The organism is Polyangium sp. 15x6 (genome assembly GCF_029960785.1).
Taxonomy (GTDB): domain Bacteria; phylum Myxococcota_A; class Polyangia; order Polyangiales; family Polyangiaceae; genus Polyangium.
In genome coordinates this window covers 23,190-35,892 of record NZ_JASBQE010000053.1, presented here as the reverse complement: position 1 = coordinate 35,892, position 12,703 = coordinate 23,190, and the positions used below count along the sequence as shown (strand labels likewise).

Here is a 12,703-nt window from a genome sequence, read left to right as displayed (position 1 = left end):
CGCAGGGGGCGCCATGAGTTTGCCGGTCGCAATCGGGGACGTGATCGCGGACAAATACCGCGTCGATCGCCTCCTCGGCTCCGGCGGAATGGGCGTGGTCGTCGCGGCCACGCACCTCGAGCTGCGCACGCGCCGCGCGATCAAGGTGATGCAGCCCCACGTGGTCGCCTCGGCCCTCTGCGTCGAGCGCTTCCTGCGCGAGGCGCGGGCCCTGTCCGAGCTCCGCAGCGCGCACGTCGCGCGCGTCTACGACGTCGGACGCCTGCCGAACGAAGCGCCCTTCATGGTCATGGAGTACCTCGAAGGACAAACCTTGCTTTCGCGGCTCGCCGAGGTCGGTCCGCTGCCCGTGGAGGAGGCGGCGACCTACGTGCTGCACGCGTGCGAGGCGCTCGCCGAGGCCCACGCGCTCGGCATCGTGCACCGCGACCTCAAGCCCGACAACCTCTTCCTGACCCAGGCCCACGACGGCTTGCCCTGCGTCAAGGTGCTCGATTTCGGGGTGTCGAAGCTCCTCCGCGACGAGGGCCCGACCCGCACGAGCACCGGCGCGATCGTGGGCTCGCCTCTCTACATGTCACCCGAGCAGATCAACGCCGCGCGTGACATCGACGGGCGCAGTGACATCTGGTCGATGGGGATCATCCTCTTCCAGCTCGTCACGGGGGAATGTCCTTTCGGAGGCAGCAACGTGCTGCAAATCCTCTCCCAGCTCGCGAACAAGAAGCCGCCCGTGCCGTCCTCCCTCCGCGAGGACCTGCCGCCGGGCCTCGACGCGGTGATCCTGCGTTGCCTGGAGAAAGACCGCGAGCGGCGTTATCCGGACGTGGTCGCCCTGGCGCGTGATCTCGCGCCGCTCGCGCGCCCCGACCCGGAGCCGCCGGCGGCGCTCGTCGCGCGCATCGAGCGTGTCCACGCCCAGGCGACGAAAAAAGCCGCGATGGCGATCGCCGCGGTGCCCGAGGTCGATGCGAGCTTCGCGCTGCGAGCCGATCAAGCGATGGACCTCGCCCGCACGCCTCCGCCGTGGACGAGCCCGGGCATTCGAACGACGATTCCGGCAGGCGGCGCGACGCGCCCGTCGGGCGACGCGCCGACCGAGACGCATGCGGCAAAACCACGGCGCGCCATGCTGCGGCATTTCGCGGCGGCCACGATCGTGCTTTCGCTCAGCGTGTCGCTCGGCGGATTCTTTTACAAGATGTCCCCGGGGGACCATGCGACCGCGTCGCCGGTCCCCGCCGCATCGTCCTTTCTGCTCCCTCCCCTCCCCGCGACGCTCCCGAGCACGGGTTTGTCCGCGCCGGAGGAGGCCCCAAAAGAAGCAAAAACCGTCGCGTCCGCGGCCGCTTCCGTCGGGGTCGTTCCGATTTCGTCGGGGTCGACGCATCCTTCGACCACAGGGCGGACGGTTTTTCCACAGAATCGCTCGACACCCCGACCTCCTCCGCGCTATTGACGAACATCTTCTGCGCGAGGACGGCTGCGCCATGGCGCACGGGGGCTTGCCTACGAATGGTCCTATTGGCTCGCGTGATGATCGGTAGGAATCACCCCCGCGTCGCGGCCCTCTTCCTCGGGGCCACGTTCGCCGTGACGCTCGCGGACAGCGCGTCCGCCGAGGCGCCGCCCGATGTCCGGGCGACCGCGGAAAAACTCTACCAGGACGCCTACGTGCTCGCGCTCGAAGGCCACCACGCGCGCGCCTGCGAGATGTACGAGGAGAGCGATCGGCTCGATCCGGCGAACGGGACGAAGCTCGAGCTCGCCCGATGTTACGAGGCGACGGCGCGTCCCGCGAGCGCGTGGGCGCTCTACGTCGCGGTCGCCGAGGCCGACAAGGCGACCGGGAAAAACCGAGCACGCGAGGCCGAGGCGCGCGCCCGCGCCGACGCCCTCGAAGCCGAGCTGCCGAAGCTCGTGCTGATGGTGCCCGCGTCCGTCGCGGACCGCGCAGGCCTTTCGATCACGCGCGATGGCGTGTCGGTCGGCGAGGCGCTCTGGGGCGCGCCGATGCCGGTGGATCTCGGAAAACACACGATCCGCGCCATCCGGCCGGACAGACTCCCCTGGGAGAGCGTCGTGAACGTGTCGAAGAATGGCGAGACGGTGACCGTGGCCATCCCCCCGCCCGCGGCATGGGCGCCGCCGCGCATACGCGAGGTGCCACGTGGACGCGACGAACGGCGAAGCCTGGGCCCTCCGCCCGTCCTGGCCCTGGCGCTCGGGGGCGTGGCCCTCGCGGGGTTCACGGTCGGCGGCGTGACCGGCGGGCTGGCCTTCGCGAAATGGGAGGAGGTCAAGGAGATGGCGCCCAGGCAATGCGGCGCGCCCGCGAGTTTGTCCGGGTGCACGCAAGCCGTCGCCGACAAGGGGGCCGAGGCGTCGCGGTTCGCGGGCGCGTCGACGGCGGGGTTCGTCGTCGGAGGCGCCGCGCTCGCCGCGGGCGCGATCATCTGGCTCACGAGCGTGCCGGGCAAACGGCCGGCCGCCGGGCGTTTCGAGATCCTGCCGGCCGCGGGGCCTTCGGGCGTGGGCGGCGTCGTGCGAGGAGCGTTCTGATGCGAGGCGCGGCTCGTCCTTCTGGTCTTCGTGTCCTCGGGGCGCTCGCCGTCGCGACCGCGAGCCTCTCGGCTTGCGGGATCGTGGTGGGCATCGAGCCCATCGGCGTCACCTCGGGCGCGGGCGGCAGCGGCGGCAGCGGCGGTGGCGACGGCGGCACCGGCGGCGGCGAGCCGGACGGCGGCACCGGCGGCGCGCCTCCGCAGGGGCTCGGCTGCGACGACGCGATTCCGCTCTTCTTCGTGGATTGGGGCACGGTGGAGTTCGACGCCGAGACGACGGAGGCGCCGGGGACGATCGAGAGTGGCCCGTTCACGGGGTGCACGACGTCGAGCGGCCCGGAGCACGTGTACGTCTTCGACGCGGAGCAGACCGGATATCTGACGGCGAGCCTGCCGGCCACGGCGACGACCTTCGACAGCGTGCTCTACGCGCGCCGGACGAGCTGCTCGAACCCGGACGGGGTGGTGCTCTGCCATGACCAGGTCGCCCTCGGCGGCGAGCTCCTTTCGTTCCCGGTCACGGCGGGCGAGCGGATCTACCTCTTCGTGGACGGCCGGACGTCGGAGGATCGGGGCGCCTACCACCTGACCGTGAGCTTCTTTTCGGGCACGAGCTGCACGGGCCCGGTGCCCGTCGTGCTCGGGACGGCGATCGGCACCTCCGCCATGGTGCTCGGCATGAACAAGGCCGGTCCCGACAACGACGCGAAATGCGGAGCCTGCGCCACGAACGATTGCGCGGGGCAAGGGCGGCAGTCGATTTATTCGATCAAGGCGCCGCTCGCGAAGGAGATCGAGGTGAAGCTCGACGCGACCTTCGACGCCGTGCTCTACGCGCGTACCGATTGCGAGAACGACATGTCCCAGCTCACGCAGGAGGGGTGCATCGACGCGCCGGAGAAGGGCGATGAGGTCATCCGCATCCCGGGCGGCGTGACGCCGACGATCCTGTTCGTCGATACGAACGCAGGGAGCCCCGCGGGTCCCTTCTCGATGCAGCTCACCTTGAAGTGAAGCGATGCCCCAGCGGGCGGGCCCATCCGGTCTCCATGCTTCCGGTTGGTCCCTCCGGACCCCAGGTACGCCGCCGGGGGGAATCATGACGCAAGCCGCGAAGAAGGATCCCAGGGACCTCGGGCAGAAACCTCCGTTCCCGCAGCAGGAGCAGGAGCACCCCGGCGTCGAGTCGAGCATGCAGCCTCGAGCAGACCACGGGGAGACGTCCTACCGAGGGCTCGGTCGCTTGAAGGATCACGTCGCCCTGATCACCGGCGCAGACAGCGGTATCGGGCGCGCCGTGGCGATCGCCTACGCACGCGAGGGCGCAGACGTGGGCATCGCGTACCTGAGCGAGCACGAGGACGCGAAGGAGACGAAGCGTCTCGTGGAGGAGGCCGGTCGGAAGGCCGCGCTGTTCCCCGGAGATCTCTCCTCCGACGCAGCATGCAAGAAGCTCGTGGACGACGCAGTGAAGGCCTTCGGCCGCATCGACATCCTCGTGAACAACGCAGCCGAGCAGGGCAAGGCCGTCGAAAAATTCGAGGAGCTCGACGCCAAGCGCGTGGAGCGCACCTTCCAAGTGAACATCCTCGCGATGTTCCACGTCGTCCGGCACGCGCTGCCGCACATGAAGCCAGGGAGCGTCATCATCAACACGGCGTCGATCCAGGCCTACCAGCCAAGCCCGGAGATCCTCGATTACGCAGCCACGAAGGGCGCAATCGTGACCTTCAGCAAGGGCCTCGCACAAGCGCTGATCAAGCGCGGAATCCGGGTAAACACGGTGGCACCAGGGCCCGTGTGGACCCCCCTCGTCGCGCAGTCGTTCCCAGCAAACAAGAACGCGCGCTTCGGGGAAAACAGCCCCATGGAGCGGCCCGCCCAGCCAGCAGAGCTCGCGCCAGCCTTCGTATTCCTCGCATCGAACGAGTCGACCTACGTGAACGGCGAGGTGCTCGGCGTCACGGGCGGTAAGCCCCTCGGCTGACTGGGGGCCGCTGCGCTGGGGCTTTGCCCCAGGCCCCACCAGGGGCTCTCCGCCCCTGGACCCGGACCAGCGCAAGCGCTGGACCCGGGGTCGATGAACTGCGCTCCGCGCAGTTCATCGAACAGGCCGAGGAACGACCCTCGCCAACCAAGACAGCCGCGCTGACCGTTCGACTGGCAACGTTGTCCCTGGTCTTCCAACGGGCCCGTTGGAAGAACTGCGCATCGCGCAGTTCTTCCATCCCGAGTCCAGGGCTTGCCCTGGTTCGGGTCGAGGGGCGAACAGCCCCCGCGGGGTCCGGGGCAGAGCCCCGGCGCGGCGCCCTGCCCTTTGGCGCGGCGCCCCAGCCTTTGGCCCGGCGGCTGCGCTTCCGCTACCCTGCGGGCGATGCCCTGGCATACCCGCTCGCTCTGGATCGCGGCTCTCGCCGTGGCGTATGCCGCGGTCGCGGGGCTCTGGGCGACGGGCGGGGGCGCGAGTACGTGGTTTGCGCTGCTCTTGCCGCTCGCTTGTGTGGTCGCCTGGAGGCTGACTGCGGAGGACGTGCGCGGCGACGACACGCTCGATCCTGGTGCGCGTTCGGCCACGCGGCTCACGATTGCCGGGGCTGCGCTCTTCACGGCGTCGCGGTGTGGGGCGATCACGCCTGGCTTCGTCGCGGGCGAGAACCTCGGCGTGGCCATGGCTGCGCTCGGCTCGCTTTGGGCCATCGCGCGCATCAAACCGCTCGGGGGGCTCGCGGAGCCGAGTCCTTCTGCGCGCAGGCTCGATGCTGCTGCGTTCGCTGCGTTCTTCTGGGTCGTCGCTGCGACGCTGCCTGGCGCGGCTGCGATGTTTCCCGAGCGCACCGAGGGGCTCGATCCCCTGCTCATCGATTACGCCACCGTGGCTGCTTCGATTGGCTCCCTCGGCGTCCAGCTCTTCGCGGCCGCGCGGCTCGCGGCCACGCGGCGCGCCGAGATCGGCGTCGCGGAGCGGGCGCAGGCGGCGCTCTGGCTCGGCTCGATCGCGCTCGCCGTCGGGATCCTCGCGGCTGCGGCGCGGGTCCTTCCGCCGGAGCGCGTCTTGCCGATCGCGGTCGTCCTCGCTTCGCTTGGCGCCGCGTTTGCGGCGGCGAGCCGCGAGCCCGAGACCGTCCTCTCGGTCCTTCGGCTCACGCTGGCGACGACGGGCCTCGTCGCGCCCATCGCGCTCGGCGCCGTCTATGCGGCCCACGTGCGGCCGGCCATGACGGGACCGATTGCGTTCGGCGCGGCGGGGGCGGCTGCGATCGCGGCGCTCGTCGCGCAGAGGCTCGCGCATCGGGCGGGGCCTGGGAGCGGACGGCTCTTGCCCGCGCTGCAGGCCGCGACGCGCGCGGCGATGACGCCCGATCCGGAAGAAGCGCTCCGCTCCGCGCTCTTCGAGCTCCGCGGCGCCCTCGGGCAAGACGGCGAACCGCCTGCGCTCTACCGGTTCTTCCCGGCCGAGCAGGTCAGCGTCGATCGCGCCGGCTTCCTGCACACGAAAAAGGCCGAGATGCCGCCGCGGCTCGTCTCGCTCGCGGACGCCGAGCCCGAGCGGATCCTGCGGATCGAGGTCATGCACGCCGTCTCGGTCCGGAAACCGGAGGTGCGCCCGCTCATCGCGTGGATGGAGGACCATCACCTCTCGGCCGTGAGCGTGGTGCGCGACGTGGACGGCCCGATCGGGGCGCTCACGGTCCCCGCGGGGGCGCGGGTCGCTCCCTCGACGCTCTCGGACGTGCGGGCTTTGCGGCAGCTCTCGGATCGGCTGGCCGCGGTGCTCGGCGTATCGTCGATGCTGTCGCGCTCGCGCGAGCGTGAGCTCGTCGCGCGGGACGACCTCGAAAAGCTCGAAGCGGAGCGCGCGCGCCTCGCGACGGAGCTCGGGCGCATCGAGGGCCAGTTCGGGGCCGTGGCGAAGAGCTTCGAGCAACGCGCGCGGGTCGCGCTCTACAGCCCCGCGGCGCAGGCGGCGGTGCAGCGGCTCGAGCAGCTCGCGGCCGTGGACGTGCCGGTCACGCTCTTGACGTCGCCCGGGATCGACGCGGTCGCGTGGGCGGCGCTCGTGCACCTCGCGTCGGCGCGCAAGAAGGGCGTCATGGTGATCGTGGACGGGACGAACCCGGCGGAGCACGACACGGCGAAGTGGCAGGATCGGGTGGCGTCGCCGCTCGCGCTCGCCGCGGGCGGGACGCTCGTCTTGCTCGACGCGCACGTGCTGCCGGAGCACGTGCAGATGCGGATCGCCTCGGGCCTGCCCGCGGACGTGGGGCTCGTGGTGGCGCTGCCGGGCACGGTGGACTCGCTGGCGGCGAGCGGGAAGCTCTCGGAGGCGCTGGCGGATCGGCTCGGGGATCGGTCGGTGGCGCTGCCGGCGCTCTCGTCGCGCGGGGAGGATCTGTCGCTCCTGGTGCTGGAGGCGCTGACGCGGATCGGCAAGCGGCTGCGGCAGGCGCCGCTCGGGATCGAGCCGCGCGCGCTCGCGGCGCTCGTGGACCACGATTTCCCGGGGAACGACGCGGAGCTCGAAGGGATCCTGTTCCGGGCCGCGCTCGCGACGCCGCCGGAGGCGCGCGCGGTGACGGTGCGGGAGCTCGAGGTCGCGGGCTTCTCGCCGCCGCCGGGGAGCGAGCGGCGGGCGCGCGGGACGGGGCCCTTGCCGCAGCCGCGGAGGAAGCGGTCGTCGAAGACGTAGTGAGCGAGGGTGAGGGCGGGCGACGCGAGGGTCCGTCCGACGGCGAAGGGCCCGTCAGCCGAAGGGATTGCGCTTGCGGATCCGCGTGAGGTCGCGGAGGTTGTGCCGGAGCAGCGGGTGCCCCCAGGTCTCGCCTGTCCCCTCCACGCACTCCCTGGCCAGGGCCTTGCCGATCTTCTCGTAGCTCATCCCCAGCGCTTTCTTGAGCTCTTCCGGGTGGACGTAGGCGCCGAGGACGAAGACACGGTCACGAAGTGAATCCAGCACCTCCGAAGTGACCTCGGCCCGCCGATCCACCTGGTTGTCGAAATCCACGAGCAAGACCATCAAGCGCTCGGGATATCTCTGCATCTCGCCATTGTGCTCCCGCTCGAAGCTGTCCCGCACGTGGGGCCATCCTCTCGCAGGCGGCAGGACCTGGATGTTCTTGTCCGGGAACGCGAGCAAAAAGCCGTTGGCGATCTGCCGATTGGCGTCGTCCTCGGGAAGGATCAGCCAGTGGGGCTTGTGCTTGTTGACGCTCATGTCTCGACGTCACCTCGCAGGAGGGCCTCGACGAGATCACCCTTCACGCCGATCTCTTCCAGCGACTTGACGCGCGTCGGCTCCAGGTGGCTTCGCCGGTACAAGACGAGCGTGTTTTCATCCGAGAAGCGGCGGATGGTCTCGGCGTTGTGCGAGGTCATCAACACCTGCCCGCCGGACTCGAAGGAGCGCCGGAGCGCGGCGACGAAATGCCCTACTTCGTCGATCGCGAGGTGGCTGTCCGGCTCGTCCCAGAAGCAAAATACAGGACCGTATGCCTCGTTGGCGGCCAGGACGAGCGCGCAGAGGAGAAAGCATTTCTCGCCGTCCGAGAGCGACCCGATCGGGAGGGACAGGCTCCGCGGAGCCTCGCGGAACTGGACCTTCAAGCTCCGCGTCTCCCCCCCGACGAGTGGGTTTTGGAGATCCCAGAAATCAGGCCATACCGTCCGGAGGTAGCCATCGATGGTCGTGTAAACCCGGGGAGAATGGCCGATGAGCCCGGCGAACCAAGCTCCCAGGTTTCGCGCGTCGCGCTCCGGCCAGAGCGTCTCCCCGGAAGATTCTTCCGTGATCAGGCTCGGGATCGGCGCAAGGATGAAGGAGCGCGAAAGCCAGCGCTTGAAGAGGAAGAGCGGGTCGGTCTCCGACTGCTCCTGGATGATGGGCAAAGCAATCAGGTGCCAGTCGACCAGGAACGCTGCCGGAGCCGAGCGCGAAGCCTTGTTCAGGGTGACCTGAGCGTGCTCCCGGGTATAGATGGGCTGCCCGTCCAGCGAGAGCTGCTCGGTCTGCACCCGGAGCTCCTTGAACCCAGGCGGCAACTCCAGGGTGAGTCGGTACTGGTAGAGTCGACCGGCGAGCTCGACATCCACCTCGAAACGCATGGGCTCGTCCGTCCTGCCATGAGTGAAATCGCCTGGCTTGACGAGCTGGCCGACGCGGTTGGTACCCCGAGCCATCCCCGCCAGCAGAGCGAGCGCGTGGCTGATCGTCGATTTGCCCGATCCATTTTTTCCGATGAGGAGCGCCGACGGCTTGTCGCCGATGGGCAACTCGAGGTTCTGCAAACATCGGAAGTTGTGGATGTAAAGGCGCTTGAACATGGGAAACCCTGCCCTGCTGGCAGGGTTCTATCATGATGCAGAGCAGCGAAGACGAGAAAGGGCCCGCGGGCGAGGGCGAACGGCTGCCGCAGCCGCGGAGGAAGCGGTCGTCGAAGACGTAGCGGAAGCGGAGGCGGTCGCGGCCCGTGTGGAGCGACGGCGGCGCATGTAGCCGCTCACCGACACCCGACCATGGTCGGGTTCCCTCGGTTGGTCCGGCTGCGATACACGAGCGACCCCGCTGACGGAGGGAGCGCACGCCCCATGGCCTCCCCGAGCCCATCAAGGAGCTTCAATGACCAACACCGCGATCCCTGGCTACACCCTCGGCACCTCGAGCGTCGCGCGCTCGCCGCTCAGCGACGAGGAGTTCGCCCTCCTCAAGCAGACCGTCCTGCTCGGCGAGGACGACGTGCGTTACCTGCGCATGGCGGGCGAGGTGCTCGATGACCAGGTCGAGGCCGTGCTCGACGTCTGGTACGGCTTCGTCGGCTCGCACCCGCACCTCGTGCATTACTTCAGCGGCGCCGACGGCAAGCCGAGCATGGAGTACCTGGGCGGCGTGCGCCGCCGCTTCGGGCAGTGGATCCGCGACACCTGCGCCGCGAACTACGACCGCGCCTGGCTCGACTACCAGTACGAGATCGGCCTGCGCCACACGAGCGCGAAGAAGAACAAGACCGACGGCGTCGCCTCCGCCGCGCAGTACATCAACCTGCGCTACCTGATCGCCTTCATCGTGCCGATCACGGCGACGATCAAGCCCTTCCTCGCCAAGAAGGGGCACAGCGCGGCCGACGTGGAGGCCATGCACACGGCCTGGTTCAAGTCGATCACGCTGCAGATCACGCTCTGGAGCGAGCCCTACATCGCGCCCTCGGCGTTCTGAGCGCACCTCGCCGCTGCTCGACCGGCGGCGCCCTGCTCCCAGGCGCAACCTCCCGCCGCTCGACCGGCGCCGCCTTGCTCCCGGGCGCAACCTCCCGCCGGCCGACCGGCGCCGCCTTGCTCCCGGGCGCAACCTCCCGCCGGCCGACCGGCGCCGCCTTGTACCTTTCCCCGCTCCGCCCCCGCCCCCCCGGCGGCGCCTCGCTCCTCGGCGCACCCGTCCGCCGGCCGACCAGCGCCGCCTTGCTCCCGGGCGCAACGTGCCGCCGGCCCACCGGCGCCGCCTTGCGCCCGGCGCATTTCCGCCGTCAGCCCACAGGCGCGCCTCCGCTCCCTTCGCCGTCGTCCTCCTCGTGCCCACCGCGCCGCTTGCGCGATACATCCAGGAAGAACGACGCCACGTACCCGCGCTGCCGCGGGAACCGACCGTCGAGCGCGGCCTTCGTCTGCACGAGCTTGTCAGCGGCCTCGACCACGAGCTTGACGGCTTCGCTTTCGAGCTTCGAGAGCACGGCGTCCCCCTGGTCACGCTCTTTCAGGAGCCCCTCTTGCAGCTCGACGCGGGCGAGCAGGTCGCTCTGCACCTTGGCCTTGTCCTCGAACTCGGGCAGGTCCCCGATCCGGGTGATGGCTTCGCGCACGAGGGCAGGCTCATTTCGATGAGGCGCACCGGTCAAATCATCGACACGATTGCCGAAGGCGTGCTCGGCGCCGAGGCCACTTTTCCCTTTGAGGCCGAGCTTCGTTCGCGTATTGCCCGCGCGGACGCCCCGATCGAGGACCTGATCGCCGAGGACGACGGCCGCTTGATTCTGGTCCCCCAGTCCGAGCTCGAAATCCTCGATTTCGCGTTGCTTCGCAGGGAGCGCCTGCCGAAGGGCCACGAGCTTCGCGGCCTCCGCCGCGAAGAACTCACGATCCTCGGGGGACCGATCGATGTCCACCTTCGATGCGATGGTGAGCATGTTGTGCGTGCGGGCGACGGCCCGCGACATCACGCGAATGGGAGAGGTCGGTCCTGCGAGCATGGTGCCTCCGGTTCGTAGGGACGCGGACGGTAGGAGAGGCGGACGGATGGAGGCAAGCGTAATCAAGCACCGCAAGGCGTCGCGCCGGGGCTCTGCCCCGGACCCCGCGGGGGCTGTTCGCCCCTCGACCCGAACCAGCGCAAGCGCTGGACTCGGGGTGGAAGAACTGCGCGATGCGCAGTTCTTCCAACGGGCCCGTTGGAAGACCAGGGACAGCGTTGCCGGCTGAGAGAGGTCAGCGCCGCTGTCTTGGCTGGCAGGGTCGTCGCTGGTCTTGCCTTGGCCTGTTCGATGAACTGCGCATCGCGCAGTTCATCGACAAAAGGTCCAGCGCTTGCGCTGGTCCGGGTCCAGGGGCGGACAGCCCCGGTGGGGCCTGGGGCAACGCCCCAGCGCAGCGGCCCTGGACGCGATCACCCGGCGCGCGCGACGCGCGGGGCGTGCGCGCCTTGGCTGCTGGCCTTTGGCAGGCGGAACCAGAATCGGCTTCCGCGGCCGAGGACGCTGTCGACGCCTACGGTGCCGCCGTGGGCTTCCACCACTTCGCGCACGATCATGAGCCCGAGACCCGTGCCTGCCATGCCGGTGTTTGCCCGCGCGTAACGCTGGAACAGCTTTGGGATCTCGCTCGATGGGATGCCGGTGCCGGTGTCCTCCACGCCCACCTCGATGCACGTATCCGACTCTTCGAGTGTGGCCGTGATGCTGCCGCCGCGTGGGGTGAATTTGATGGCGTTCGAGAGCAGGTTGGCGACGACTTGCCCGAGCCGGCGGCGATCGGCGTGCACTGCGGGCCGCCGCGCGCGGTGCATGTCGAACGAGAGTTCGCCCGAGACGAGCAGCGGGCGCAGGACGTCGGCTACGGTGTCGACGAGCGACACGAGGTCGATCTCTTCCTTCACGAGCTTGAAGTGCCCGCCTTCGAGGCTTGCGAGGTCGAGGAAGTCGTTGATCATCCCCACGAGCGCGCGGATCGAGCCCTGCATCTTGTGTAGATCGACCACGGCCTCGCGCGGGATGGGCCCGTGCTTGCCCATCAGGATGAGCTCGCTGCGCATCAACATTGCGCTGAGCGGCGAGCGCAGGTCGTGCGCGATGATCGAATAAAAATCCAGCCGCCGTACCTCTGCCATCCGCCGGGCGGTCACGTTGCGCAGTGCCAGGATCGTCGAGCCTCCGCCGAGGTCGACGGGGAAGACGCGGACCGTCGGCGCGTACACCTCGCCTTCGATCGTGATGTCTGGCAGGGCGAATGCTTCCATGCTCGTGGCGGCTGCGAAGAGCTCGGCGGAGAGCTCTGGCAGGAGACCGCAGATCGACTGACCGACGAGCTTCTCGGGCGACCAGCGGTGGAGCGCCTTTTGTGCTTCCGGGTTCGCATACGTGATGCGTTGCTCCTCCCCCAGGACCAGGAGAGCATCCGGAACGTTCGCCAATACCTGGCGCACCGTCGCTTCTGCCTTCTCGGCGCGCTCGAGCAGCGTTATCGAGCGCACGAGGGCGTCTACCCGCGCCTCGAGCTCGCTCGTCGCGTAGGGCTTCGATAAGTAATCGTTGGCGCCGGCCGATAGGCCCTCGACCACCTGCTCGGTTTGCTGTCGAGCAGTGAGCAGCAAAATACCCATGCGGGCGTGCGTACTGTTGGCACGAACGAACCGACAAACTTCGATGCCTGAAACGCCTGGCATGATCCAATCGAGGACGAGCACGTCAGGCCGCGCCTGATGGCTCCCCAGCGATTCCAGGACGGCCGTACCGTCGGGAAAAACCTGAACGTCGTAATGATTTGCCAGAGCGCGGCGAGCGCGCTCTGCGTCGAGTGCGGAGTCATCGACGATCCAGACGACCCGCCTCTGGGGAACGCTGCTTGCAGCAGACATGGTGGTACGGGTTCGCTACACTGCG

At 69.2% G+C, this 12,703-nt stretch carries 10 protein-coding genes; 6 read left to right on the top strand and 4 right to left on the bottom strand.

Going from position 1 to position 12,703, the window contains the following annotated elements; genetic code table 11:
• Positions 1-13 precede the first annotated feature (13 nt).
• The 5 genes from QHF83_RS31855 (at position 14) to QHF83_RS31835 (ending at position 7,251) form a co-directional block, all read left to right on the top strand.
• Positions 14-1,459, top strand: coding sequence for a serine/threonine-protein kinase (locus QHF83_RS31855; RefSeq protein WP_282421764.1), 1,446 nt, complete (start codon positions 14-16; stop codon positions 1,457-1,459).
• A gap of 77 nt (positions 1,460-1,536) precedes the next feature.
• Positions 1,537-2,562: a hypothetical protein gene (locus QHF83_RS31850; RefSeq protein WP_282421763.1), complete on the top strand. Its 1,026-nt coding sequence runs from the start codon at positions 1,537-1,539 to the stop codon at positions 2,560-2,562.
• Positions 2,562-3,578 carry a hypothetical protein gene (locus tag QHF83_RS31845; RefSeq protein WP_282421762.1) on the top strand — a complete coding sequence of 339 codons (1,017 nt, stop codon included), beginning with the start codon at positions 2,562-2,564 and terminating at the stop codon, positions 3,576-3,578. The genes QHF83_RS31850 and QHF83_RS31845 overlap by 1 nt, the downstream gene beginning before the upstream one ends.
• 85 nt (positions 3,579-3,663) lie before the next feature.
• Positions 3,664-4,551 (top strand): SDR family oxidoreductase, encoded by an 888-nt coding sequence (locus QHF83_RS31840; protein WP_282421761.1) that lies wholly within the window; start codon positions 3,664-3,666, stop codon positions 4,549-4,551.
• A 387-nt stretch (positions 4,552-4,938) separates the two neighbouring features.
• Complete coding sequence (locus tag QHF83_RS31835) at positions 4,939-7,251, top strand: hypothetical protein (RefSeq protein WP_282421760.1); 2,313 nt, start codon at positions 4,939-4,941, stop codon at positions 7,249-7,251.
• 54 nt (positions 7,252-7,305) lie between these two features.
• On the opposite strand, the gene QHF83_RS31830 is transcribed toward QHF83_RS31835, so the two are convergent.
• A complete protein-coding gene (locus QHF83_RS31830) occupies positions 7,306-7,776 on the bottom strand; it encodes a hypothetical protein (protein ID WP_282421759.1) in 471 nt (156 codons plus the stop codon).
• Positions 7,773-8,882: an ATP-binding protein gene (locus QHF83_RS31825; protein WP_282421758.1), complete on the bottom strand. Its 1,110-nt coding sequence runs from the start codon at positions 8,880-8,882 to the stop codon at positions 7,773-7,775. The genes QHF83_RS31830 and QHF83_RS31825 overlap by 4 nt, the downstream gene beginning before the upstream one ends.
• 295 nt (positions 8,883-9,177) lie before the next feature.
• On the opposite strand from QHF83_RS31825, the gene QHF83_RS31820 reads away from it, so the two are divergent.
• Positions 9,178-9,771 (top strand): protoglobin domain-containing protein, encoded by a 594-nt coding sequence (locus QHF83_RS31820; protein ID WP_282421757.1) that lies wholly within the window; start codon positions 9,178-9,180, stop codon positions 9,769-9,771.
• A gap of 307 nt (positions 9,772-10,078) precedes the next feature.
• On the opposite strand, the gene QHF83_RS31815 is transcribed toward QHF83_RS31820, so the two are convergent.
• Positions 10,079-10,798, bottom strand: a complete 720-nt coding sequence (locus QHF83_RS31815; protein ID WP_282421756.1) for a hypothetical protein — start codon at positions 10,796-10,798, stop codon at positions 10,079-10,081.
• 413 nt (positions 10,799-11,211) lie between these two features.
• On the bottom strand, positions 11,212-12,678 hold the full coding sequence (locus QHF83_RS31810) for an ATP-binding protein (RefSeq protein WP_282421755.1): 1,467 nt from the start codon (positions 12,676-12,678) through the stop codon (positions 11,212-11,214).
• Between the last annotated feature and the right edge of the window lie 25 nt (positions 12,679-12,703).